General features: G+C 70.9%; 21 protein-coding genes. 12 read left to right on the forward strand and 9 right to left on the reverse strand.

Annotation, left to right across the window (positions count from 1 at the left end; translation table 11 throughout):
* The first annotated feature begins 83 nt into the window (after positions 1–83).
* Positions 84–236, forward strand: a complete 153-nt coding sequence (locus F9C41_RS00955; protein WP_155384662.1) for a hypothetical protein — start codon at positions 84–86, stop codon at positions 234–236.
* A gap of 123 nt (positions 237–359) precedes the next feature.
* Positions 360–1,304: a magnesium transporter CorA family protein gene (locus F9C41_RS00960; RefSeq protein ID WP_230689183.1), complete on the forward strand. Its 945-nt coding sequence runs from the start codon at positions 360–362 to the stop codon at positions 1,302–1,304.
* Between the two features lie 6 nt (positions 1,305–1,310).
* Here F9C41_RS00960 and F9C41_RS00965 read toward each other — a convergent pair whose 3' ends face one another.
* The gene (locus F9C41_RS00965; protein ID WP_155384663.1) at positions 1,311–1,895 is read right to left on the reverse strand and encodes an NADPH-dependent FMN reductase; all 585 of its coding nucleotides are present in this window, start codon (positions 1,893–1,895) and stop codon (positions 1,311–1,313) included.
* 200 nt (positions 1,896–2,095) lie between these two features.
* On the opposite strand from F9C41_RS00965, the gene F9C41_RS00970 reads away from it, so the two are divergent.
* The 3 genes from F9C41_RS00970 to F9C41_RS00980 all read left to right on the forward strand — a co-directional run bounded on the left by F9C41_RS00970 (position 2,096) and on the right by F9C41_RS00980 (position 4,592).
* Entirely contained in the window at positions 2,096–2,704 is a 609-nt protein-coding gene (locus tag F9C41_RS00970) for a VOC family protein (protein ID WP_155384664.1), read from the forward strand.
* 133 nt (positions 2,705–2,837) lie between these two features.
* On the forward strand, positions 2,838–3,578 hold the full coding sequence (locus F9C41_RS00975; protein ID WP_155384665.1) for a class I SAM-dependent methyltransferase: 741 nt from the start codon (positions 2,838–2,840) through the stop codon (positions 3,576–3,578).
* Positions 3,579–3,635: 57 nt separating this feature from the next.
* Positions 3,636–4,592, forward strand: a complete 957-nt coding sequence (locus F9C41_RS00980) for an MASE1 domain-containing protein (RefSeq protein WP_155384666.1) — start codon at positions 3,636–3,638, stop codon at positions 4,590–4,592.
* A 19-nt stretch (positions 4,593–4,611) separates the two neighbouring features.
* Here the strand turns inward: F9C41_RS00980 and F9C41_RS00985 are convergent, their stop codons facing one another.
* A complete protein-coding gene (locus tag F9C41_RS00985; protein ID WP_155384667.1) occupies positions 4,612–7,029 on the reverse strand; it encodes a putative bifunctional diguanylate cyclase/phosphodiesterase in 2,418 nt (805 codons plus the stop codon).
* Between the two features lie 154 nt (positions 7,030–7,183).
* Positions 7,184–8,407 carry an amidohydrolase family protein gene (locus F9C41_RS00990; protein ID WP_155384668.1) on the reverse strand — a complete coding sequence of 408 codons (1,224 nt, stop codon included), beginning with the start codon at positions 8,405–8,407 and terminating at the stop codon, positions 7,184–7,186.
* 187 nt (positions 8,408–8,594) lie between these two features.
* On the opposite strand from F9C41_RS00990, the gene F9C41_RS41020 reads away from it, so the two are divergent.
* Positions 8,595–8,789, forward strand: a complete 195-nt coding sequence (locus F9C41_RS41020; RefSeq protein WP_230689184.1) for a hypothetical protein — start codon at positions 8,595–8,597, stop codon at positions 8,787–8,789.
* Between the two features lie 45 nt (positions 8,790–8,834).
* Here F9C41_RS41020 and F9C41_RS01000 read toward each other — a convergent pair whose 3' ends face one another.
* Positions 8,835–10,376, reverse strand: a complete 1,542-nt coding sequence (locus tag F9C41_RS01000) for a glycoside hydrolase family 43 protein (protein WP_230689185.1) — start codon at positions 10,374–10,376, stop codon at positions 8,835–8,837.
* A gap of 218 nt (positions 10,377–10,594) precedes the next feature.
* On the opposite strand from F9C41_RS01000, the gene F9C41_RS01005 reads away from it, so the two are divergent.
* Positions 10,595–11,557 carry a hypothetical protein gene (locus tag F9C41_RS01005; protein ID WP_155384669.1) on the forward strand — a complete coding sequence of 321 codons (963 nt, stop codon included), beginning with the start codon at positions 10,595–10,597 and terminating at the stop codon, positions 11,555–11,557.
* A 53-nt stretch (positions 11,558–11,610) separates the two neighbouring features.
* On the forward strand, positions 11,611–12,777 hold the full coding sequence (locus F9C41_RS01010) for a GyrI-like domain-containing protein (RefSeq protein ID WP_155384670.1): 1,167 nt from the start codon (positions 11,611–11,613) through the stop codon (positions 12,775–12,777).
* Between the two features lie 11 nt (positions 12,778–12,788).
* Here F9C41_RS01010 and F9C41_RS01015 read toward each other — a convergent pair whose 3' ends face one another.
* The 3 genes from F9C41_RS01015 to F9C41_RS01025 form a co-directional block, all read right to left on the reverse strand.
* Positions 12,789–13,478, reverse strand: coding sequence for a type 1 glutamine amidotransferase domain-containing protein (locus F9C41_RS01015; protein WP_155384671.1), 690 nt, complete (start codon positions 13,476–13,478; stop codon positions 12,789–12,791).
* Positions 13,479–13,544: 66 nt separating this feature from the next.
* Complete coding sequence (locus tag F9C41_RS01020; protein WP_155384672.1) at positions 13,545–14,267, reverse strand: tetratricopeptide repeat protein; 723 nt, start codon at positions 14,265–14,267, stop codon at positions 13,545–13,547.
* A gap of 138 nt (positions 14,268–14,405) precedes the next feature.
* Positions 14,406–15,710 carry a serpin family protein gene (locus tag F9C41_RS01025; protein WP_155384673.1) on the reverse strand — a complete coding sequence of 435 codons (1,305 nt, stop codon included), beginning with the start codon at positions 15,708–15,710 and terminating at the stop codon, positions 14,406–14,408.
* Positions 15,711–15,923: 213 nt separating this feature from the next.
* Between F9C41_RS01025 and F9C41_RS01030 the strand changes: the two genes are divergently transcribed.
* On the forward strand, positions 15,924–17,918 hold the full coding sequence (locus tag F9C41_RS01030; RefSeq protein WP_196279570.1) for a glycoside hydrolase family 76 protein: 1,995 nt from the start codon (positions 15,924–15,926) through the stop codon (positions 17,916–17,918).
* Positions 17,919–18,154: 236 nt separating this feature from the next.
* Here the strand turns inward: F9C41_RS01030 and katG are convergent, their stop codons facing one another.
* Both katG and F9C41_RS01040 read right to left on the reverse strand, forming a co-directional pair.
* The gene (katG, locus tag F9C41_RS01035) at positions 18,155–20,431 is read right to left on the reverse strand and encodes a catalase/peroxidase HPI (RefSeq protein ID WP_155384674.1); all 2,277 of its coding nucleotides are present in this window, start codon (positions 20,429–20,431) and stop codon (positions 18,155–18,157) included.
* Between the two features lie 22 nt (positions 20,432–20,453).
* Complete coding sequence (locus F9C41_RS01040) at positions 20,454–20,882, reverse strand: Fur family transcriptional regulator (protein ID WP_155384675.1); 429 nt, start codon at positions 20,880–20,882, stop codon at positions 20,454–20,456.
* 249 nt (positions 20,883–21,131) lie between these two features.
* On the opposite strand from F9C41_RS01040, the gene F9C41_RS01045 reads away from it, so the two are divergent.
* The 3 genes from F9C41_RS01045 to F9C41_RS01055 all read left to right on the forward strand — a co-directional run bounded on the left by F9C41_RS01045 (position 21,132) and on the right by F9C41_RS01055 (position 25,211).
* Positions 21,132–21,845: a VOC family protein gene (locus F9C41_RS01045; RefSeq protein ID WP_155384676.1), complete on the forward strand. Its 714-nt coding sequence runs from the start codon at positions 21,132–21,134 to the stop codon at positions 21,843–21,845.
* Between the two features lie 98 nt (positions 21,846–21,943).
* Positions 21,944–22,657: a hypothetical protein gene (locus tag F9C41_RS01050; protein ID WP_155384677.1), complete on the forward strand. Its 714-nt coding sequence runs from the start codon at positions 21,944–21,946 to the stop codon at positions 22,655–22,657.
* Positions 22,658–22,748: 91 nt separating this feature from the next.
* Positions 22,749–25,211 carry a DUF4132 domain-containing protein gene (locus F9C41_RS01055; protein WP_155384678.1) on the forward strand — a complete coding sequence of 821 codons (2,463 nt, stop codon included), beginning with the start codon at positions 22,749–22,751 and terminating at the stop codon, positions 25,209–25,211.

The following is a 25,211-nucleotide window of genomic DNA, read 5'->3' on the forward strand; positions in this document are numbered from 1 at the left end:
ACCGCGTCAGGATCACGGCCGGGGCCGTAGCGAACGCATCAAGATCGTGGCGGTACGCCCGCCCATGTAGCAGCGTGGTCGGCATGAGCACTCGTTACTCCAACTCCTACGTGTTCAGCCGGGCGATGGACGCCGAACCCCGGCCCGCCGACCCGGTCGACACCCGCGTGACGCTGATCGTCCAGCTCTTCCTGCTCGCGCTCGGCGCGCTCATCATCGCCCTGGCCGTCATCTGACGGGCTGCGCCCGCCTACGCTGGAAACGTGGGCGGGGACGGCAGGGTCGTCGGGGGCCGCGGCGGCGATCGTGATCCACCGGAGTCGCTCCGGCGGGCCAGGTCCCGGCTGTACCGCGACGGCGTGTGCACGCTCGTGGACTTCCCGGTCGACGACGTGGCCAAGCATCTGGCCGACCCGGCGACAGTGATCTGGCTGGACCTCTACCAGCCGAGCCCCGAGGACATGACCATGCTCGAAGCCGACGTCGGCCTGCACGAGCTGGCCATCGGGGAGTGCCTGGACAAGGGCCAGCGCCCGAGCCTCAACCGCTACCCCGAGCACCTGTCCCTCGACGCGTACGGGGCCGCCCTCGACCCCGAGAGCTCGGCACTGATGCTGTTCGAGATCGCCGTCTTCTGCAACGACCGGGTGCTGATCACGGTCCGCAAGGACTGCGGCCTCGACCTGGAGCCGGTCGTCGCCGGCTGGGACGCCTCACCCGAGCAGACCCGCCACGGCGTCGCCTACCTGCTCTACGGGCTGCTCGACCACATCGTCAACGGCCAGTTCCAGGCGGTCCGGCAACTCGACGAGGCCGTCGACGACCTGGAGGAGCAGCTGTTCGACGCCCGCAGGTCCAACGCCCAGCCCGTGCAGCAGCGGTTGTTTCAGCTGCGCCGCGACCTGATCGCGTTGCGGCGGGTGGTGAAGCCGATGGAGGAGGTCGTCGAGTCGCTGCTGAACCAGGACGTGCTCGCCGTCGGCGGCACCATGGCGCCGTACTACCAGAAGCTCCACGACCATGCGATGCGCGCGGCCGACTGGACCGACGCCCTGCACGACCTCGCTGCCACGACCGTGCAGACGAATCTGATCACCCAGGCGAACCGGCTTAATACGATCATGAAGAAGGTGACGAGCTGGGCGGCCATCATCGCCGTGCCGACGGCGATCACCGGCTTCTACGGGCAGAACCTGCCCTATCCCGGCTACGGCAGCGCCTCGGGCATGTTCGTGTCGACAGGCCTCATCGCGGTGCTGTCCGTGCTGCTCTACACCGTGTTCAAACGCAACGACTGGCTCTGAGGCGCGTCACTGCGCGCCGTGGCCCTGGCGGGGCAGCACCGACAGGACGCGCACGATGTGGTCGCGGAACTCGCCCATGAAGTCCGCCAGGAAAGTCCGCACGGCGTCGTCGACGACCTCGCCGTTGCCCGGGAACAGCGTCTTGTTGAACTGGATGTACGCCTCGGGGGCGGTCATCTGCCGGGCGTTGCAGAAGCTGAGCACACCCCGCAGCGCCTGCTGGGCCAGCGCGGTGCCGATCTGGCCGATGGAGGCCCCGATGACCGCCGCGGGGATGTGGTCGAACGCGTTCTTGCCCCACGGCCGCGACGCCCAGTCGATGGCGTTCTTCAACGCGCCCGGGATCGACCGGTTGTACTCGGGCGTGACGAACAGGATCGCCTGTGAGCGGTGGATGGCGTCCTTGAGCGCGACCGCCTCGGGCGGGTAGTTCGCGTCGTGGTCCGGACTGTACAGCGGCAGGTTGCCGATCGGGATCTCGGTGAACTCCAGCTCCTCGGGCGCGAGCCGGATCAGTACCTGGGACAGCTCCCGGTTGACCGACGTCGACGACAAGCTCCCGATGAAGTATCCGACCTTGTAGGTGGTCATGGCGCAGCCTCCTGGCGAACGATTCCCCTGCTTGCATACCTCCCTGCGGTCCCCGCTGTACGCGGTTCCGCGCAGTCGGCTTGGGCTGCCGGCCGGGGACGCGTCGGCCACTGAGGTGGGATTGACACTATAAGACATGGTAAGAGCGATTCATCGGTATCGTCAGGAACGAGAAATCGCATGGGACTTGGGAGGAAGCGATGGGCACGACGCCTGGTGTCGCCGACATCGACATGAAGCTCGAAGTCGTGGTGATCCCGGTCTCGGACGTCGCCCGGGCCGAGGAGTTCTACGGCCGCCTGGGCTGGCGCTCGGATCAGACCCCACCCGGCTCGGGCGTCGTCCAGCTGACGCCGCACGGCTCGGAGTGCTCGGTCCACTTCGGCACGAACCTCACCACGGCCGCGCCCGGCTCGGCCAGGTCGTTCCTGATCGTCTCCGACATCGAGCAGGCCCACGACGCGCTCGCCGCTGCCGGTGTCCAGGTCAGCGACGTCTTCCACCTCGGCTCGGACGGTCCGATCAAGGGCCCGGACCCCGATCGTGGCACGTACCGGTCGCGGGCCGAGTTCGCCGACCCCGACGGCAACACCTGGGTGCTGCAGGAGATCACCAACCGGCTGCCCGGCCGCGTCGACCCCGGCGCGACGGCGTTCACCTCCACGACCGACCTGGCGACCGCGATGCGCCGGGCTTCCCAGGCCCACGGCGAGCACGAGAAGCGCATCGGCGGGGCCGACCCCGACTGGCCCGACTGGTATGCCGCGTACATGGTGGCCGAGGCGTCCGGCGCGCCGCTGCCGCAGTGAACCCGGCCGAGGCCGAAGCGGCATCACGGGGCTGAGGCGTCAACTGTGGAAGGCGAGACCGCGCCGCGTGGGGTGGATCGCGGATACGCAGGGCACTTCCGGCAGCCCCGGCGCGGCTGGTACACATGCGGACATGATTGATCCATACCAGACGCTGGGGGCCGGCTACGCCGAGCGTCGGCGCCCGGATCCACGCCTGGCCGCCATCATCGATGGGGCGCTGGGCGAGGCCCGCACCGTGGTCAACGTCGGCGCGGGGGCGGGCTCCTACGAGCCGGCCGACCGGAGCGTGCTCGCCGTGGAGCCGTCCCCGGTGATGATCGCGCAACGGCCGCCGGGCAGCGCCCCCGTGGTACGAGCCGTCGCGGAACGGCTTCCCTTCGCCGACCAGAGCTTCGACGTCGGGCTGGCCGTGCTCACCGTGCACCACTGGACCGATCCCGCCCGCGGGCTCGCCGAGTTGCGCCGCGTCTCGCGCCGCCAGGTGGTGCTGACCTGGGATCACGCGGTGATGTCCCGGTTCTGGCTGGTCGCCGACTATCTGCCGGAGATCGCCGAGGCCGAGCGGGGGCTGCCCGCCTGCGACTTCATCGCCCGGCACCTGGCCCCGGCGCAGGTGATGGAGGTGCCGGTGCCGCACGACTGCAGCGACGGCTTTCTGGCCGCCTACTGGGACCGGCCGCACGCCTACCTCGACCCGGTCGTGCGGGCCTCGGTCTCCTCGCTGGCCAGGCTCGACCCGGCCCGGGTCGAGCAGGCGATGCAGCGGCTGCGGGGCGACCTGGCCGGCGGGGACTGGCAGGCGCGCCACGGCCGGCCGGGCGCCGGCGGCACGGCCGACGTCGGCTACCGGCTGCTGACATCGCCTCAGTAGCCGGTCACCCGGGCCGGGGAGACTGGCGGCGCGCTTAGAATCAGCCATGGGGATCCGATGACTGCAATAGCGGGTGACCAGGGCAAACGCGGGAGGCTGCCGCGGAGCGTCACCGTAGGTCTGCAGATCCTGGGCGTGGCGGCCGCCTACTACGTCGCCGCCAGGATCGGCCTGCTGCAGGAACTGGTCCGCGGACAGGTCACGCCGCTGTGGCCGCCGACCGGCGTCGCGCTGGTCTGCCTGCTCCTGTGGGGCGCCCGGGTGTGGCCGGGCATCGCGCTGGGAGCATTCCTGATCAACGCGCCGATCGGCCCGTCGGCGGTCGCCATCGTCGCGATCACGACGGGCAACACGCTGGCCCCGCTCTGCGCCTACGGGATGCTGCGCCGGGTGGGGTTCCGGGTCGAACTGGACCGGCTGCGCGACGGGCTGGCGCTGGTGTTGCTCGGCGCCCTGGCGGGGATGCTGGTCAGCGCGACGATCGGCAGTGCGGCACTGCGTGCGGCCGGCGCGATCGAGGCGGGCGACTTCTGGACGGTGTGGTCGGTGTGGTGGACCGGGGACGCGATGGGCGTCCTGGTCATCGCGCCGCTGTTGCTCGTCCTGCGCACGGCTCGACGGCCACGCGACGTCCCGGTGCGGCGGTACGTCGAGGCAGCGGCACTGCTGATCAGCGCACTGGCCGTGACGGTGACGGTCACCCGTGTACCGATAAACCTCCTGTTCCTGGTGTTCCCGTTCGTGATCTGGGCCGCGGTGCGCTTCCAGCTGGGCGGGGCCGCGTGCTGCGTGCTGGGCGTGACGGGCCTGGCGATTCACGCAGCCGCGGTCGGGGCAGGACCGTTCGCCGGTCAGGACCTGCTCGTCAAAATGATCACTTTGCAGGCGTTCAACGGCTCGGCGGCGTTGACCGGGCTGCTGCTCGCAGCGCTCACCACGGAGCGGAATCTGGCCTTCCGGCTCCTTGAGCGCGCGACGCGGCAGCTGTCCGATGTGGCGACCGAACTCGATTGACCCGCCAGCGTGTGCCGGATCAGCGGGCGGCCTTGCCCCCGAGGCCGGCACCGGGTCCGGGCGGGACGGCCGAGTCCGCGCCTGGTGCGCGCCGACCTTGGTCGAGCAGGATCTTCCACGGCTGCGCGACGTTCGGCGCGCCACTCGTCGACGGTCCGAACAGGTAGCCCTGCGCCAGCTCGCAATCAAGATCCTTCAGAATGTCGAGCTGCTCGGGACTCTCGACCCCTTCGGCGATGGTGACCAGGCCGAGTGCCCGGCCCAACCTGACGACCGCGGTGACGATCTCGCGGTCGGTGGGATCGGGCACCAGCCCCGACACGAAGGACCGGTCGATCTTGATGAAGCTCACCGGCAGACGCTTGAGGTACAGCAATGACGAATAGCCCGTGCCGAAGTCGTCGATCCCGAGCCTGACCCCCATGTCGCGAATGCGCTCCAGCATGCGCAGCGCGCCGACGTCGGCCTCCATCAGGGCGCTCTCCGTCAGCTCCAGCGACAGGCACTGGGGCGGGATGCCTGACTGCGCCAGGGCCTGTGCCACGGTGTCGGCCAGGTCCGGCCGGGCCACCTGCCGAGCCGACACGTTGACGGTGATGCCGAGCCGTCCGCAGCCCAGGTCGGCGCCCCGCCAGTCGGCGAGCAGGCGGCAGGCCTCCTGCAGCACCCAGGCGCCGATGGGCGCGATCAGACCGCTGTCCTCGGCGATCTCGATGAACGCGCCGGGCATCAGCAGGCCCAGCTGCGGGTGGTTCAGGCGCACCAGCGCCTCCACGGCCACGACCTGATGGGTCGTCACATCGACGATCGGCTCGAACTGGAGCACGAAATGACCGTCGCGCAGCCCCTGGCGAAGCGCCTGTTCGATGCGTGCGCGGTCGATGACGTACTGGCCGAGCGACTCGTCGTAGAGCCGGCACCCGCTTCTTCCGCCTGCTTTGGCCTGGCACAAGGCGATGTTGGCGTTCCGGACCAGACGGTCCGCGTCGAGGTCGTCGGACGGGCCGAAGGCGATCCCGGTGCTGATGGAGATCACCGACTCGCGCTGCCCGCCGACGATGATCGGCGCGGACACGGCGTCCGCCACCCGCCTGGCCAGGTCGAGCAGATGAGACTGGTCGGGCACCTCCCGACAGAGGATGACGAACTCGTCACTGCCGACCCGGGCCACCGTGTCCGACGGTCCTACGCTGGCCCGCAGGCGGCGGGCGACCTCGCGAAGCACCTCGTCACCGGCGGTCTGGCCCAGACTGTCGTTGACCATCGTGAAGCCGTCGAGGTCGGCGTACAGCAACCCGGTCAGGCTGCCCGGAGGGTGTTCACGGCCCAGTTCCCGCTCCAGCCGGGCCAGCAGCGAAGCCCGATTCGGCAGGCCGGTGAGCGGGTCGTGAAGTGCCTGCCGGGCGAGTCGCTCCTCCGCCGTCCGGCGCGCGGTGATGTCGTGGACCTGGGTCAGGTAATAGAGCAGCTCGCCGTTGTCCCGGTGCACCGCGGAAGCGGACATTCGTGCCCATACAACCCGGTCATCCGGCCCCAGTAGGCGGACCTCGTCATGGCCGGCGTGACTCTGGCCCGCGCGCATGTCGGTGATCGTCTGGAGGATCGCCTGGGCGTCGCCGGGGTGGGCGACGTCCGTGACGCCCAGGTTCAGCAGCTGCGCCTCCGGCCGGCCGAGCGTCTCTTCCAGCGCCCGGTTCACCTGAAGGAACCGGCCCTCCCGGCTGACCAGGCACATGCCGATCGGTGCGTTGTCGAAGGCGAGCCGGAACCGCTCCCGCGCCTCGTGCAGTTCGGCCTCTGCGATCAGGCGGTCGGTGATGTCCTGGCCGGTGGCGATGACGTAGGTGTTTCCGGTCGGCCGGTCGATCACGGTGGCATTCGACCAGGCGATGTGGTGGTGCCTGCCGGCACGGTCGAGCCACGTGCAGACGAAGTTTCCGGGCGGCGCGGATTCCGGTGCGGACACCATGGGTTCGCCGAATGCCGGAGCTGCCCGGCCTTTCTCAGCCGGGAGCAGGAACAGTTCCGAGATCCGCCGTCCCTCGACCTCGGCGCGGCTGTAGCCGGTCGTCGATTCGCAGGCCCGATTGAACTGGACGACGCGTCCATCCTGGTCGAGGATGACGACGAGGATGTGGCTGCCGGCGATCTCCAGGACCGAATCCACCAGATCGCGCTCAGCGGTGATCATGTCGCGGACGCGTCGCTGCTCCCGCGCCCTTGCCTGCACCTGTTGCGTGACGGCGTTGAGTGATGCTGCGAGTTCGCTGAGTTCGCTGCCGGACGTGATCTCGACGGCGGCCGGTCGGCCGGGCGGCTCGCCGGTGTGCTCCTGCGTGCTCGTCCGTGCAGGCCCCGGGTGAGCCGGTGCCGTCGGCGTCGCGGCTGTCCCGGTCAGTCGTTGGAGCGCCTTCACGATCGATCGATGCACGCTCATGTCCGGGCGCACCTCTGGCAATAGCGCGTAGTCAGGTCTGAGCAGTCTTCGACCAGCGTAGTCCGGCTAAGCCCTGCAAAGCACCATACACCCGATCTGTCGGGCGTATGCCGCCTCAAGATCGGTTTTGGTGGTCTGCGCCGCGCCCGGCGGATCAGCCGGCATGGTGAGCGGCCAGCCGCACCCCGCGGACGTACACGGCGAGCAGGCGGTGGATCGCGGCCGGCTCGGCGACCGGGTTCCCCGCGACGGCCAGGATGTCCGCGTCGTAGCCGGCCGCGATCCGCCCTTTGCGGTGGCCCAGCCCGATCACCTCGGCCGCGCGGGCCGTCACCGCGTGCAGCGCCTCCGCGCCGCTCATGCCCAGCGGGGCGAGCTCCGGCACCGCGTGGCGCAGCACGAAGTGCGGCTTCACGGGTGCGATGCCCGCGTCGGTGCCGATCACGATCCGCGCTCCCGCGGCACGCATCCGAGCCGCGTTGGCGATGAACTGCGGCATCCGGGTGGCGATGCTCGGCGGCACCGCGTGCCCGTCCACCGGCCGGGTGCCGAAGGTCAGGCTAAGCGCGATGCCGCGGGACACGATCGTGTCGAGCAGCCCGTCGGGGATCTCGTCGACGGAGTCCGCGGTCATGAAGGTGGCGTGTTCGAGGCTGTCGACGCCGGCCTCGGCGGCCGCGACTATCGCCGACGTGCCGTGGGCGTGCGCGGTGACCCGCAGTCCGAACCCGTGCGCCTGCTCGACCACCACCCGCAACTCGTCCACCGAGTACTGCGCCTGCTCCGGGCGGCTGCCCGCGGTCATGTGACCGCCGCTGGCCATGACCTTGATGACGTCGACCCCACGGTCGGCGCGCGCCCGCACCGCGGCGCGCAGGTCCGCGGCTCCGGTAGCGGTCTCGCCGAGGAAGTGGCAGTGCCCGCCGGGTGTCGTGATCGGCACCCCAGCCGCGACGACGTCCGGCAGCGTGTGATCGCCGCCGCGGGCTGCCGCGCGCACCCGCAGCGCCAGGTAGCCGCGGTCGCCGAGGTCGCGCACGGTGGTGACGCCGCCTGCCGCGGCGGCGCGGGCGGCTGTGCACATCGCTGCGTAGGCCGCCGCGTCGTCGCGCTCGCCGAGCCGGGTGACCGGCCTGGCGGAGGCGTCGAATGCCAGGTGCACGTGTGAGTCGACGAGCCCGGGCAGCAGCGTGGCCCCGGGCAGGTCGACGACATCCGCGCCGTCGGGCACGCCCGCCGGACCCTGCGCCACCGACACGATCCGGCCGCCGTCGACGACCACTGACGGATCGTCGAGCAGGGGACCGCCCCCGCCGTCGAACAGGCACCGGGCACGCAGCACGAGCAGGCGCGGGCGGGCGAACGTCTGTGTGGTCATCCCATCAGGATGGAGCGTTACGTCAGACCGCGCCACAACAGACCGGCGGCCTGCCACGCCCGAGTGACCAAGTTCGGGCACGGGAAGCGCCGCCCTTTGCGACGATGGGTCTGGCCGGTGTACCGGCAGGGACAGGTAGCGGACCAGCCCAGCGGCCATCGCTGCACCGCGCGAGGAGGTCAACCGAATGGACGTCGCAGACAACCGGAGCACCTCCGTGCTCACCATGCTCAACGAGCGGCAGCTGTCGACCAACAACCTGCCCGACGCGACCAGCCGCTTCGTGGTCGTCATGCACTGCGTGCCAGGCCAGCCGATGCTGATCTACGTCGACGACGACGAGCTGGAGCGCCGCCGCGACCGCCGCGCCCCGCGGCAGTGACAGCTGCCCGACGCGGTGCCACGACTGCTTCGACCCTGGCCCTGGTCATAGCGGTTCGTAGTCGAACCAGTCGAACCCGACCTCGCCGCAGGCGGCGTACATGCCGATGACCCGGCCGGTGAAACCGCCGGCCACCTCGGTCGACAGGTAACGGCCGTCGAGTTCGGCGAGCACGTCGAACGTGCCGTCGGCGTCCTCGATCCCGAGGTGCAGCGTGTCGGGCTCCAGGCGGGGATGCCACTGCTGCGGTGAGCAGGCGATGACGTCGATCCGCAGCCGGACCGGACCGTCCGGCACGGCCCGGGTGGCGACCGTCGACCGCAGCGACGCCGTACGTGCCAGGACCCGCACCTGGCCGTCCCCGGCCTCGATCTCGTAGTGGTGTGCCTCGTCGACCCGCATCGCGAGCCCGCCGCGTCCGCCGGTGGCGTCGACCAGCGTCCGCGCCCGGCATGACTGGTGCTGCTGGCGGCGGCCCACGAACGTCACGTCGGGCTCGTCGAGGCCGGCGCCGCGCGCTCGCAGGGTGAGCCAGCCGGGGCGCTCGGCCGACCGGAGTTCGTCCGGCCGGGACCGTACCCAGATCCACCGGGGGTGCAGGCGGTCGCCGTCGAAGTCGTCCCGGACGGGCGGGGCGGCCACCGGATGCGCCGGCCATGGTGGGGCTGCCATGACCGGGGCGAGCTCGCCGACGACGGGCCAGCCGTCGACCCAGCTCACCGGTGCCAGGAAGGTCTCCCGTCCGAGCACGTGCCAGCCGGGGGTGCCGCCCTGCGGCCGGACCGCCAGCAGCACCATCCACCACGATCCGTCGGGCGCCTGCACCAGGTCGGCGTGCCCGGTGTTCTGGATCGGACGGTTGGTGCCGCGGTGGGTCAGGATCGGGTTGCCCGGGCACGGCTCGAACGGCCCGTCGGGGGCCGGTCCGCGGGCGATGGACACCGCGTGCCCGCGTTCGGTCCCGCCCTCGGCGATCATCAGATACCAGAACGGGCCGATCCGGTACAGGTGCGGGGCCTCGGGGGCCTGCGCACCGGGCTTGCCGGACCACAGCCCGCGCGGCTCGCCGATGGTCTGGCCGGTTTCGGGATCGATGCGCACCTGCTGGATCCCGGCGACCGTGCACCAGCAGCGGCCCTGCTCGTCCCAGGCGAGATCCGGATCGATGCCGCCGACGCCGGGCAGCCGGACCGGATCGGACCACGGCCCCGCCGGGTCCGTGGCGGTGAAGAGCATGTTGCCGCCGCCGGGGGCGACGTTGGTGGTGATCAGCCAGAAACGGCCGTCGTGGTGGCGCAGCGTGGGCGCGTACACGCCGGCCGACGACGGCATGCCGGGCGGCAGGGTCAGCTGACTCGGCCGCTCCAGGGCATTGCCGATCTGCTCCCAGTGCACCAGGTCCCGGCTGTGGAAGATCGGCATCCCGGGGAAGTACTCGAAACTGGAGCAGGCCAGGTAATAGTCCTCGCCCACCCGGCACACGCTCGGATCCGGGTGGAACCCGGCGATCACCGGATTGGCGAACGCGCCGCCGGCCCGGCCGTCCGGTTCGGAGCCTGCGACCATCGGCCACATGAGATCGGACACGCCGCGATGATAATCCGCCCGCACCCCGCCGGCCCGCGGGGTGGTGCGCGGAGGCCCTACAGTTCACTCGTCTTCATGGGGAGAGACTTTCGTAGATGAGTGGCCGTGGTAGTCGATGGGTCCGCCGGCCGAACGGCCTCTGGGTACGTCAGCGATCCGGGACGCTGATTCACCGGAGTGCGCCGGCACCGCCCGATCCACCTGCCGGCAGGCGGTTCGTGGCGGCGGCCGTCATGTTGTTCACGTCGGCCGTGCTGGCGCTCGGGAGCGTATGGCTGTACCAGGCGTCTTTCGTGCCGGAGTTGCCCGACCCGCCGCCGCTCGAGCAGAACCTGGTCAGGGTGCGCGTCGGTGGGGCAGCGCACCTCAAGTCCTGCGAACTCTCCCTGGTGTACAACCTGTCCTATGCCGTTGCCCCAGGCACGCCGCGCACCCAGGACAACCCTCCCGAGCAGGCCCTCATCGCCGCGTTCGCGAAGGACCGGACATCCGTGCCGCCCACTCACGTCACCCTCACCTTCGAGGGTGCCGCAGTGTGGCCCGAAGCTTCCGGATACCCGCACATCACCGGCACGATGAACCCCGACCGCACGGACCGGGAGTCGGCGCTCCCCGCGGACTTCGTGCAATGGTCGGCCGTCCGGAAGGACGGTTCCGTGGGACTCGTGCTGGTGGTGCCCCGGGTGGGTGACCGGTACTCCGCCCAGCTGGGGAGTGCCGCGACTGTCACGGTGTCCCATGACGACAAGGAGCTGCGAGTCCTGTTGTTCAGCGACCTCGGCCGGGATGCGGTGGTCGTCGACGGGCCCCGGACGACCGTCGTGCTGCCCATCCTGTCTCCCACCATCGACTATGAGACCTGCGCCGAGGAGATGGTGACGGTCAAATTGAAGGGGCGGCCGGCGTCGCCGGCGTGGCGGCTCGACGCGATCTCCACGGGCGGAGACGACCAGCGGCTGGAGTGGGACCTCACCGACGCCCACTCGTTCGGCTACAGCCCCGAGCCGCCGGTGGCGAGCTTCGTCGACCGGCGGGCCGAACTGCAGGGGCAGCGCAACCTGTACGTGTCCGGCGTTCTGGTCGGTCTGGCCAGCTCGCTCACCTTCTTCGCGATCGACAGACTGCACCTTCCGATCAGGTCCCGGTCGCGCCGGCGAAGTCGGGGTCGAGACAGCCGCTGAGCGCGTGCCGACGGTGCCGGCACGGCACATTATTCTAGCGCTAGAATAGGCACGTGGAGCCGACGCTGACCGATGCCGAGCTGACCGTCCTCGGGCTGCTCCTGGAGCAGCCGCGCCACGGATACGAGCTGGAACGGGTCATCGAGGAACGGGGCGTGCGCGCCTGGACGGCGCTGGGCTTCTCGTCCATCTACTACCTCCTCGACAAGCTCGCGGCCCGGAGCCTGATCGAGACGACCGTGACGCCGGCAACCGAGAAGCGGTCGGCGAAGTCGCGTGCCACCTACCAGGCGACGGCAGCGGGCCGTGACCTGTGCGCTGCCGCCAGCAGGGATGCGCTGGCGGCGCTGACGCCGGTGCGCTCTCGGGTCCTGGTCGGGATGGCGAACAGCCCCGGACTGCCGGAGGAGGACGTGGTCGCCGGACTGACCCGGCGCCTGGCGGCGCTGCGGAGCCAGCTGGTGGAGGTTCGTGCGGCCAGGGCGCGGCAGGAGCCGCTGCCCGCCGCCGCTTCGGCGATCTTCGACTACAGCGAAGCCATGCTCCAGGCCGACGCCGGCTGGACCGAAGCCACGCTGGGAACACTGACCAAGGAGAACGCGGTGGACAAGTACGACATCAAGAAGGCACGTCGCGAGCTGTACGCGCCGCGGGCGTTGGACTTCGTCGTGGTCGACGTTCCCGAGCTGCGATACCTCGCGGTCGACGGCCACGGTGATCCGAACACGGCGGAGGCGTACGCCGCGGCCGTCGAGGCCCTCTTCACGACGGCATACACCCTGAAGTTCGCCAGCAAGAAGGCCCTCGACCGGGATTTCGTGGTCGGGCCGCTGGAAGGGCTGTGGCGCGCCGACGATCCCCAGGCGTTCGTGACACGCGACAAGCAGGCCTGGGCGTGGACGATGATGATCAGCCAACCGGACTGGATCACCGAGGACATGGTCCGCGCGGCCGTCGCCGAAGCCGCCAAGAAGAAGGACAACCCGGCGCTGGCCGACGTCCGGCTGATCAGCCTCATCGAAGGCAGGTGCGTGCAGATCCTGCACGTCGGCTCCTACGACGACGAAGCGCCGACCCTGGACCGCCTGCACCACCGTTACCTGCCCGACAACGGGCTGACCTTCAACGGCGACCATCACGAGATCTACCTCAGCGACGCACGGCGCACGGAGCCGGCAAAGCTCAAGACGATCCTCAGGCAGCCCGTCAAACCCGTCTGACGGCGCGGGTGCTACTTGTTGATCTTTTCGACCAGCGAGATCAGCTCATCGGCTGCCGGGCCCGAGGACGCGGGATTCTGGCCGGTGATGAGCCGGCCGTCGGTCACCACGTACGGCTGCCAGTCGTCGGCCTTGCTGAAGTGGGCTCCCTTGGCGACGAGTTCGTCCTCGACCAGGAACGGCACGACCTTCGTCAGGCCCACGGCTTCCTCCTCGGTGTCGGTGAAGCCGGTGACCTTCCGACCGGCCACCAGGGGAGTGCCCTCGGGTGTCTTGACGTGGCGCAGCGCGCCCGGGGCGTGGCAGACCAGCGCGATGGCCTTGCCCGACCGCACGACCTGTTCGATCAGTGCGACCGAGGTGGGATCCTCGGCCAGGTCCCACATCGGGCCGTGACCGCCCGGGTAGAAGACGGTGTCGAAGTCGTCGGCGGACACCGAGTCCAGGCGCAGCGTGGTGTCGAGCTGGGCTTCCGCGTCCGCGTCGGCCTCGAACCGACGGGTCAGGTCGGTCCGGAACTCCGGTTCGTTGCTCTTGGGATCCAGCGGTGGCCGTCCGCCGCGTGGTGACGCCAAGGTGACGTCCCAGCCGGCATCGCGGAAACGGTAATAAGGCGCGGCGAGTTCCTCGAGCCAGAAACCCGTCCTGCGACCGGTGTCCCCAAGCTGATCATGCGAGGTGATCACCATCAGGACCTTCATCCAACCCACCTCCTTTACGAGGTGTAATCGTATGACGCCGGCGGGTGATGCGCGGTAGGTCCCGCCTCAGTCGTCGCCGAACGCTTCGCGCGGATCGAGTGCCTGGCCCTGCGCGTACTGCTCGCCGAATGCGACCGGGCCCAGCGCCTCGATCGCAGCCGTCCGCGCGGCGGCCAGGTCAGCCGCGTCATCGGGGTCAGGCACCTGCCCGAGCGCGGCGAACGCCGCATCCGCGACGCCGACCATGCGCGCCGCCCTCGCCTGATCACCCTCGGCCGAGGCGAGCGCGACGCCGGCCACGCAGACGTACGGCACGAAATCGGCCCAGCCCTGCTGGAACACGCGCTCACGACCTGCCTTGAACAGGCTTCGCGCCTTATCGAGATTGCCGAGCCCCAGTTCGCAGAACGCGAGGTTGTGATACTCCGAGTTGACGGTCTCGGGCCGGTCCAGCGCCTCGTTGAGCGCGATGCTCTCCCGGTACAGCTCCCTGGCCCTGGCCAGGTCACCCGACATCCGCGCCACGGCAGCCAGCACATGCCTGGGCCGCTCCTCCAGGGCGCGGTCGCCGGAGCGCAGCGCGACCGCGAGCGCCTCCTGGGCCCGGACCTCTCCGTCCGCCAGATCGCCGCCGCGGATGGCCACCCGGGCCAGGGCATACCTGGCCTCCACCTCACCGGCCAGATCCCCGACCGCCTGCGCCCGGTCGATCTCGGCCCGACTCATCCGCACCACGGCATCGGTCTCACCGCGCCGGAAGGCCGCGCGCACCTCGTCGCTGAAGCTCATTCCGTTAGCCGTCCGCCATGTGTCACGGTGTCGATCCTATGGTGCCTGACGTGCCCAAACGGGGGTGTTATGGGGTCGGTGCAGGGCGCCCGCCCGCCGGTGGCGTTGCGACCTGGCAGGAGTGCCTTCACCTGAGGGTCAGCTCGGTCGGGTGGCCGACGGGTCGCTGACCCTGCCGATGAACAGCGGGATGCTGTCCTTGCCGCCGACGATGGCGAACGCGAAGGGCCGGTCGGCGATGAACCTCGCCTGCGTGGGCGGAGGGCCGCTGAGCGCCATGGCGATGCCCGTGACGGCGGCGGCCTCGGATCCCCACTCGTCCACGGTGATGTTCGCCTTGTGCACCGCGTCCGAGATGAACAGCCCGGCTGCGATGCCGCTGAAGTCGGCGTCGCTCTGGAAGGCGGCGGTGAGGCCGAGCTTGGCCAGCACCGCCGTGAGGTCGATCGCGGTGTCGAAGTCCCACTTGGGGATGGCGACTTCGACCTGCAGCTCGGTGAACGAGTCGCGCAACCGGGCCAGCACCTGGTGCGCCAGCGCGTCCTCCGGCTTTCCGCCGGGCGGCGGGAGCATCAGCCACATCGCGTAGGGGCCCTCGGCATAGGGGAGTTCTATCGCGGAGATGCCGGCGGTCTCGGCATACCGGATGCGCAGGCCGTCACGCATCGTCGGGGTGGAGACGACCGTGCCGTCGGCCTTGGTGAAGGCGGCGTCGGCGACGTCGAGGAAGTAGCTGCGCCAGTCCGCCTTGAAGTAGACGGTGTTGGCCAGCACCAGCTTCGTGCTCGGGTCGAGGTCGTCGAACACCTTCTTGATCCGGCCCGCGGTTTGGCGGTCCACCCACGCGTTGATCTGGCCGGCCGCGTCGCCGCCGAAGTCGACCGGGCGGACGCCCGCCGCGTACTGCTCGGCCAGCGTGCGCAGGAAGTCGGCCCCGATCGTGAAGCCCTGCTGCGGGAACAGGGCGTTGCCGATGCTCACCACCGGCGGGTTGCGCTTCGCGCTCCCGTCGCGCGGGCCGCCCTTGGGCTTCGGCGGGATGTCGACGGTGGCGAGCTGACCGCTGATGGCGTTGTACGCCTCGTCGCGTCCGCTCGCCGGGAAGCCGAAGACGGCGTCCAGTTCCTTCGCGGTCGTTCCGCCGGCACCGGCCCGCACCATCGAGAACGCGAGCGCGATGCTCAACGGCGAGGCGACGAAGTTCGCCCCGGGTTCGGCCGCCGCCTGGAGCACTCGGTGACCGAAGGCGGCCAGGCCGTCCACTGAGGTCGCGACCGGGGCGTCGGTCGGCGGTTCGACCCGGTCGACACCCCCCGCGGTGACCAGCTCCGGCCCGCCGTCCTCACCGGCACAGCCGACAAGCGGCACCGCGGCGGCCACGGCCAGCCCCAGCAGCAGCGCACGCCGCGTGGCGGTGGCAGCGTCGAGATGTCCTTGGTGCATGGTCGCCTCCGCGGTCGGGGTCGTCGGTTCCTATGACGTCGATGTCGCCGAAGCCGGTTCCGTGCGCGCGCACCTCATCCGGCCGTCCTGGCACGGCCGCGCCGTGGACAGTCAACGGTTAAGTTTGTTAACTTCGATCCACAGACATCGACAGATACCAACGGGAATCTGTTCGTACGTGCGGGAACTCGTGTGAACACCGAGGTGGATCCGATGCGCAAGCTCACAGTCCTCATCACGGCACTGCTCGCCGGGGCGGCGGGCGCCGTGGTCGCGATCCCGGCGAGCGCCGCCCCGGCGGTGTGCGCGCTCCACTGCGACACCCGCGACCCGTCCCTGGCCCGCCAGGAGACCTTCCCGGTGCCCGAGGTCAACCTCAACGGGCGGCGACTGGTCCTGCACGTCTCCGACATCGACCGGATGGCCTGGGGCAGCATCGACAACGGTGTGCTGGGCGACTCCGTCTGGCTCGACCGCAGCTGGACCGACGGCTCCACCTGGGACGGTCTACTCGGGCGGGCGAGCATCCCGGCCACCTGGACCGGCACCCGCACCCTCATGTACAACGTCGCCGACCCGGCCGCCCACCGGCGCGGCATGGTCCGCGCCTGCGGCGACGCGGGCGGGGTCACCTGCACCGCCTGGGTGTACGTCAAGGTCTGCGATGCCGTCTGCGACGGCGTGGACGCGGCCACCGCCGTCGGCGACAGCCAGCCGGTGCCGGGGACCACCATCGGCAACCGCCGCATCGACCTGCATATCGACAGCCGCGGCCTGGCCTGGGCCACGCTGGGTTCGGGCGCGGCCGGTGACGAGGTGTGGCTGGACCGCTCGTGGGACGAGGGCGCGTCGTGGCCGGGCGGCTCGTCGCTGGGCCGGGTCAGCGTCCCGGCCGGGGCCTCCTCGGTGCGCACCACGATGGTCAACACGCGCGATCCGCGGTCGCTGCTCTACGGCGGGGCGGTGCGCGCCTGCGGCCGGGCCACCGGCGGAGCCGGCGGCAGCTGCACGGCCTGGGCCCGGCCCGCCCTCGACCGCCCGGCCGCCGCCGCGGACGCACTGGCCCACGCGTACCGCACCGACACCGCGTGGTGGCCGTCGAGCTGGTGGAACTCCGCGGTCGCGGTCACCGCGCTCGGGGACTGGTCGGCCCGCACCGGCCGCACCGACTACCGCTGGCTGATCGACCGGACGTACGAGCTGAACAAGGGCGTGATGCCGGCCGGGCAGAAGAGCACCGACGCGATCGAGGGCAACTTCATCAGCCGCGCGATCGACGACACCGGCTGGTGGGCGCTGGCCTGGGTGCAGGCGTACGACGTCACTCGCGACACCAAGTACCTGAACATGGCCGTGACCATCGCGAACTACATGCATTCGTACTGGGACGGCTCCTGTGGCGGCGGCATCTGGTGGAACCGGGAGCGCACGTACAAGAACGCGGTCACCATCGGGCTGTACATCCGGCTCACCGCCGCGCTGCACAACCGCCTCGCCGGCGACACGCTGTGGCTGGGCCGGGCGACCGCGGGCTGGAACTGGTTCGCCGCGAGCGGCATGATCAACTCTGCGGGGCTGGTCAACGATGGGATCACCGGCGGCTGCGCCAACAACGGGCAGACCGTGTGGACGTACAACCAGGGACTGGCCATCGGCGGGGCGGTCGAGCTGTGGCGGGCCACCGGCAACGCGTCGCTGCTGGCCTCGGCGCGGCAGCTGGCCGACGCGGCGATGAACTCGACCGTGCTGACCCGCTCGGGGATCCTCACCGAGTCCTGCGACCCGGCCAACAGCTGCGACGACAACCAGAAGCAGTTCAAGGGCATCTTCATGCGGTATCTGATGGACCTGGCCGACGCCTCCGGGGTGGCCGCGTACCGGACCTACGCGCAGCGGCAGGCCGACGCGATCTGGCAGTCCGATCGCGACAGCCTCAACCGGATCGGATTGCGCTGGGCCGGTGGCACGCCGAACGCGCGTGACTGGCGCACCCAGGCCTCCGGTCTCGGCGCACTGCTGGCGGCCACGGCGGGTCCGTCGACCCCGCCGACTCCACCGCCGTCCGAGGCCGCCTGGGCGCCGAACGTGTCGTACGCGGCGGGGACGGTCGTGACGTACACCGGTGCGCGCTGGCAGTGCCGTCAGCCGCACCTGTCGCAGGTCGGCTGGGAGCCGCCGAACGTGGCGGCCCTCTGGCTGCGGCTGTGAGGATCGGAGGCGGCCGACACGGCGCGGCGAATGCACTATGCGCCGATTAAGCCGATATGGTGTGGTCGTGGTGCTGAGCGAGCCCGCCCTAGGGCGGAGCCCATTCGCACTCCGCTGAGGGGACGGTCCTGAGGGGTGGCCGTCCCCTCAGCCGTACCCGCCGCCTGATGACCTGGTCATAGCCGACCGGGCCCGGCCGATCACCGTGGATCGGCCGGGCCCGGCGGTGGGGCCGATCAGTTCAGGTCGAACCGGTCCAGGTCCATGACCTTCGTCCAGGCCGCGACGAAATCAGCCACGAACTTCTCACGAGCGTCCTGGCTGGCGTACACCTCCGAGATGGCCCGCAGCTGCGAGTTGGACCCGAAGATGAGGTCGACCGCGGTGGCGGTCCACTTCACCTGGTCGGTGGCCACGTCGCGGATCTCGTACAGGTGCTCGCCGGACTCGGCCGCCTTCCACCGGGCGCCCGGGGAGAGCAGGTTGACGAAGAAGTCGTTGCTGAGCACGCCGGGCCGGTCGGTGAGCACGCCGTGCTTCGTGCCGCCGGTGTTGGCCCCGAGCGAGCGCAGGCCGCCGACGAGGACGGTCATCTCGGGCCCGGTCAGGTTGAGCATGTAGGCACGGTCGACGAGCAGCACCTCCGGCATCTGCTTCTCGCCGGCGTGCAGGTAGTTGCGGAACCCGTCGGCACGCGGTTCGAGGAAGCCGAAGGACTCGACGTCGGTCTGCTCCTGGGCGGCGTCGGTGCGGCCCGGGTGGAACGGCACCGTCACCTCCACGCCGCCGTCGCGGGCCGCCTTCTCCACCGCGGCCGAGCCGGCCAGCACGATCAGGTCGGCCAGGGAGATCTGCGCGCCGCCCGCGGCGTTGAACTCCCGCTGGACGCCCTCCAGGGTCTGCAGGACCGTGGCGAGCTGCCTGGGCTGGTTGACCTCCCAGCTGCGCTGCGGCTCCAGGCGCAGCCGGCCGCCGTTCGCGCCGCCGCGCCGGTCGGTGTAGCGGAAGCTCGCGGCGGCGGCCCACGCTGTGGACACCAGCTGGTCGGTCGACAGACCGGAGTCCAGGACCTTCGCCTTGAGCGCGGCGATGTCGGCGTCGCTCACCAGCTGGTGGTCGACGGCAGGCACCGGGTCCTGCCAGAGCTGGGCCTCGGGGACCCACGGCCCGAGGAAGCGGCTGACCGGGCCCATGTCGCGGTGCAGCAGCTTGTACCAGGCCTTGGCGAAGGCGAGCGCGAACTCGTCGGGGTTGGCCAGGAAGCGCCGCGAGATCTTCTCGTACGCCGGGTCGACCCGCAGCGACAGGTCGGTGGTGAGCATCGTCGGCTTGTGCTTGCGCGCCGGGTCGTACGCGTCGGGGATGATCTCCTCGGCGTCCTTGGCGACCCACTGCTTCGCGCCGCCGGGGCTCGTCGTGAGCTCCCACTCATGGCCGAAGAGGATCTCGAAGAAGCGGTTGCTCCACTGCGTCGGCCGGTCCGTCCACGTCACCTCGAGCCCACTGGTGATCGCGTCACCGCCCTTGCCGGTGCCGCTGCTGCTCAGCCAGCCCAGGCCCTGTGCCTCCAGCGGGGCGGCCTCGGGCTCCGGGCCCACGTGGTCGGCCGCGACGGCGGCGCCGTGGGTCTTGCCGAAGGTGTGGCCGCCGGCGATGAGCGCGACGGTCTCCTCGTCGTTCATCGCCATGCGCCCGAAGGTCTCGCGGATGAAGTGCGCCGCCGCCGCCGGGTTCGCGTTGCCGTTCGGGCCCTCCGGGTTGACGTAGATGAGGCCCATCTCGGTCGCACCGACCCCGGCGGCCATCTCCTTCTCCGAGACGTAGCGCTCGTCGCCGAGCCAGGCGTCCTCGGGACCCCAGAAGATCTCCTCGGGCTCCCAGACGTCCTCGCGGCCGAAGCCGAAGCCGAACGTCTTGAAGCCCATCGACTCCAGGGCGACGTTGCCGGCGAGCACCAGCAGGTCGGCCCAGGAGATCTGCTGGCCGTACTTCTGCTTGACCGGCCACAGCAGCCGGCGGGCCTTGTCCAGGTTGGCGTTGTCCGGCCAGCTGTTGAGCGGGGCGAAGCGCTGGCCGCCGTCGCCCGCGCCGCCGCGCCCGTCGTGGGTGCGGTAGGTGCCCGCGGCGTGCCAGCTCAACCGGATCATCAGGCCGCCGTAGTGGCCGAAGTCGGCCGGCCACCAGTCCTGCGACGTGGTGAGGACCTGGACGATGTCCTGCTTCAGCGCCTGGACGTCGAGCTTCTCGAACTCCTTGGCGTAGCTGAAGTCGTCGCTCAGCGGGTTGCCCTTGGCCGAGTGGGCGTGCAGCACCGACAGGTCGAGCTGATTGGGCCACCAGTCCCGGTTGGTGCGCGGGCGGCCGCCGGTCTTCGGGGTCGGCGACGGGATCGCAGGGTTCTCGCTCTCGCTGCCCTGCGCGGTCACCGAATCGTGTGCGACCGGGCAGCCGGCCGCCGTCTTCTCTTCCACGCCCTGCGCGCTCGCAGGCGTGTTGTCCTGGGTGTCGCTCATCTGCTTCCTCCGAACTGGCCGATCAACGGGAAAAACGTTCGGTCGCACAGCCGGGGCAGACGCCCCAGTAGACGACCTCCGCCTCGTCGACCACGAAGCCGTGGTCGTCCGAGGCGGTGAGACAGGGGGTTGCGCCGACCGCGCAGTCGACGTCCGCGATGACACCGCAGGAGCGGCACACGACATGGTGGTGGTTGTCGCCCACGCGGGACTCGTAGCGGGCGACCGCACCGGCCGGCTGGATGCGCCGCACCAGGCCGGCTTCGGTGAGCGCACGCAGGACGTCGTACACCGTCTGGTGGGAGACCGTCGGATGCTCGGCGCGCACCAGCGAGATCACGGTTTCGGTGTCGACGTGCGGGTGCTCGCCCAGCACGGCGAGCACGGCCAACCGGGGCTGGGTCACCCGCAGGGAGACCGCCCGCAGCTGCGCCTCGAAGCCCGACGTCACCTACCTAATATGCCACGATCTGGAGCGATTCAAGTTAACTTCGACATTTACTCGGTATCGCCCGGATTGGCCAGCTAGCGACATTTCTACGCCATCGAGGCAGGGCACCCGCTTCTGGACACGCCGCCGAGGGCGCGATGCTGCGCCCCGTGCAGTGAATAACTCGGCTGCGAGTGCGGTCGGCCCACCCATAGGCTGCCGACCGAGCAGCCGGCATGACGTCGCCGGCGGAACGGAGATGAGCGGGCGATGGCCAGTGAACTGTTTGCGGTCTGCTTCGACGCGATCGAACCAGCGGGTCTCGCGAAGTTCTGGGCGGGGGTGCTGGATCGGCAGCTGGCCGACGATCCGCACGAAGGCGTCGTGATCCTGCCCGACGACGCCGCCGGATTCCGGATCCGTTTCGTGCCGACCGGCGAGCCCAAGTCCGGCCAGAACCAGGCGCACTTCGATCTGACGAGCACCTCCCTGGAAGACCAGCAGCAGAGGGTGGCCAGGGCACTCGAACTCGGCGGACGGCACCTCGACATCGGCCAGGGCGCGGACGCGGAGCACGTGGTGCTCGCCGACCCCGACGGCAACGAGTTCGACGTCATCGAGCCCGGCAACAACTTCCTCGCCGGATGCGGGGTCATCGGAGCACTGGCCTGCGACGGCACGCAGGAGGTCGGCTACTTCTGGAGTGCGGCGCTCGGCTGGCCGCTGGTCTGGGACCAGGACCAGGAGACCGCGATCCAGTCACCGCACGGCGGCACGAAGCTGACCTGGGGCGGCCCACCGGTGAAGGAGAAGACGGGCCGGAACCGGCTGCACTTCGACCTGACCCCGCCCGCCGGCAGCGACCGCGAGGCGGAGGTCGACCGCCTGATCTCCCTCGGCGCGACCCGGCGCGACCACGGTCAGTGCGAGCCCGGCTGGACCGCGCTGGCCGACCCCGACGGCAACGAGTTCTGCCTGCGGTAGCACCTGCCCGTGGGCCCGGGAACACCCCGGGCCCAGGGCGTTCCGGCTCGGCCGGCCTGCGGGACACCGCGCGACGCGTGGGCGTGGCACGATGCGGCGTGGCCGACGTCAATCCGAGAAAGATCGCCGGGATCGTCCTCACCCCGGTGGTGTCCACGGCGCTGCTGGTGATCGGCGTGATCGCCTACGTGTTCCTGTGGGGGCTCAGCGGCGACCGGACCATGGACCACGCCGACGTCGACTACGTCTACCTGCTGGCCGCCGTGGTCGTCTCCGGGCTGGCGGCCGCGGTGGCGTACCGGATCGCCGGGCCGCTGCGGGCGCGCGGCTGGTCGGCTGTCCTCGCCGTGCTGCTACCGGCCGTGGTGTTCGCGATCCAGCAGTGGGACAAGGGATTCGGCAAGTGGGAGGCCGGCCTGGTCTGGCTGGCGGGCCTGGCGGTCGTGCTCGTCGCCGCCGCGCTGCTCGCGCGCCGTGGGCTGCTCCGCGCCGCGTGGATCGTCGGGGTGCTCGGGGCGGTCGCCGTCGCCGACGTCGCGGTGCTGGTGCAGCTGATGCCGTCGACCGGGCTCGTCGGGGAACCGACCGAGACCTTCGACCGCGCGTACGCGCCGCTGTGGCTGCTGTTCGCGCTCGTCGACTACGACTTCGGCCTCGACCCGGCCACGTGGTACATCGGCGATGTCCTTGACATGCGCGAAGTCGGGTATCCGATGTACTCGGTCATCGCACTCGGTTTCGTCGTGCGTGCGATGCGGCGCGATCCGGCTCCCGCGGTGGAAGCGGCAGCGCAGGAGTCCGCCGCGGCGTGAACCGTGGGCGGCCTGGTCGACTGTCGCAGGCGGGCTCTAGGGTCTGCTCGGCGATCACGGAGAACCAGTCGTGGACAGGCGGAGGACGGCTATGTTCGAGCACCCGGGCGGCGCGCTGGCGCTGATGGCGCTGATCCATCGGGCGCGGAAGGCGGCGGCCGCGGCAGACCTCGACGCCATGCGCACGACCGCCGGGCACCTGCTGCGCCAGCTCGACGGCGACACCCTGGTGAACGCCGACGAGCAGGAGATGAACCGGCTCTACGACGAGGCGTTCCCGCTCACCGACCCCGCCGACCCGGCCGACGTCCTCGACGCGCCCTGGCCCACCACGGCCCGGATGCAGGCCCTGGCGAAGCTGCTGGACGAGCGGTCCTTTCACGAGAAGCAGCTTGATCCGCTGGTGGACGCCGCGCTCGACGCCGGTGACCGGAGAGTGCTGCGCGCCGTCGCGCTCACCTCGCTCGGCCGGATCCACGACGCGTCGTGGGCGCTGCTGCTGGACGCGCTGCAGGCGGCGGGCGAGCTGGACGACGAGATCGTGGCGCGGGTCGTCGCCGAGGAGGACCTGGTCCGCGACCTGGTCGACCCCGCCGATCCGGTCGTCTCCGCCGCTACCGGCGACCGGTTCCGGGCCGCCTGGGACGAGCACGTGTGGGAGCTCGTCAACGCGCCGGACGTGGACTGGGACCGGGTGCTGATCAGGCCCAGGCCGCGTGGGCTGCGGTTCGTGCTGTGGGCACTGGACTTCACCGGCAACTGGCGGGTCGCCCGGCACCTGGGCGCGGCGGCGCTGACCGACGCTGAGCGGGCTCGGCTGATCGAGTTGCTGCGCGACGCTCCGGCTGCGCGGCAGGAGCAGGCGTTCACGCTGCGCCTGGCGGCCGGGGACGCGCAGGCGCTGCTGCCGCTGCTCGGCCTGGCGGGTGCCGAGCAGCTGCTGCGCCTGATCCAGTCCGGGCAGGCGGTCAACCGGGTGGTGCGCAACGACCGCGCGGCGATCCTTACCGCCGCCGCCGAGGCCCGCGACGCCGACCTGGGCCGGCTGCTGAAGCTGGCGACCAACGACGTGGTCGCGGCGGCACTCGGCCTGCGCCGCCGCCCGATCATGACGCGGGTCGGCAAGGATTCGCCGGTGGGCATCACGGCGTACGGGATGCTGCCGCTCGCCGACGCGGAGACGGTGACGGACCGCTGGGTGGCGCTGCGTGAGGTGCACCGGCGCGGCATGGAGATGACCGCGGGGGAGCGCCGCCGCCAGCACGAGGCCGCCGTGAACGTTGCCCTGGAGCACCTGGCCCAGGTCGGCGGATACGCCGACGCCGCCGCGCTGGACGCCGCCGGGGAGTCGGACTGGCCCACGCCGGTGCCGCCGCCGCTGATCGTCGGGCCGTACACGGCGACGGTCGGGTTCGACGGCTCCGAGCCGGCGATCGTCACGGTGAAAGGCGCCCGGGTGCTGAAGTCGACACCCAAGGCCGTGAGCGCGGACCCCGGCCTCGCACCCCTGCGCGAGCAGCACGAACTGCTGCGCGGCCACACCACGCGGCTGCGCACGATGCTGCACCGCCTCGTCACCACCGGCACGCCGCTGCCGCCCGCGGACCTGGCCCGGCTGCGCGCCACCCCGGCCGGCGCGGCGCTGCTGCCGCTGCTGGTGTGGCAGGACGCGTCCGGCCGGTTCGGGCTGCTCGACGACGTGGACGCCACCGGGCCGGTCACGGCGGCGCACCCGGCCGCGCTGGCCGCCGCCGGGCTGCTGGGCCGCTGGCAGGTCGAGGCGGCCCAGCGCAGGCTGTGCCAGCCCGTCCCGCAACTGTTCCGCGAGTGGTATGCCCCGACACCGCCGGAGGCCGCCGGAGCCTCGACCCGCTTCTCCGACCGGGTGATCGGCGGCGACGCGGCGTCCCGGGAACTGACGGTCCGCGGCTGGTCGGTGCACGATGGCGCACAGCCGTACGCGAGCCGGACGTTCGGCACCCGGACCGCCGTGCTGCACGTCGTCGCGGCGGGGTGCTGGGGTGCGGGCGACGTCGGCTTCACACGGCTGGAGTTCCGCGACGGCGACACCACCGTCGCCGCCGACGCGGTGCCCGCGGTGGTCTTCTCCGAGGCCCTGCGCGACCTGGACCGGGCCGCCTGGGCGGGCCGCCGCGGTGTCGACGACTACCCGACCGGCCTGGCCCGGGCCCGTGCCGAGCTGCTGACCGCGGCGCTCGGCGACGACACCAAACGGATCACCAGGCACGGCGACACCGTCGTGGTGGACGGCTCGCGCGCGGTGTACCGGGTGCACCTCGGCACGGAAGCGGTCACCGTCGGCTCGCGCAGGCAGCCCTGCGACCTGCCGTACGTCTTCGGCGACACCCTGCACCGGGCGCTGTTCCCGACCGTCGACGGCCGGGGCCGTTCGACCCTGCGCCTGCTCACCCGGATTCTGCTGCTGGCCGAGGACGAGAACATCACCGACGAGTGGACCCTGGACAAGCTGGGCCTGGTGCGCCGGTCCACGCACATGTGCAGCGCGTGCGGGAGCTTTCACCAGTGGCCCTGA

The organism is Catellatospora paridis, assembly GCF_009720365.1.
Taxonomy (GTDB): domain Bacteria; phylum Actinomycetota; class Actinomycetes; order Mycobacteriales; family Micromonosporaceae; genus Catellatospora; species Catellatospora paridis.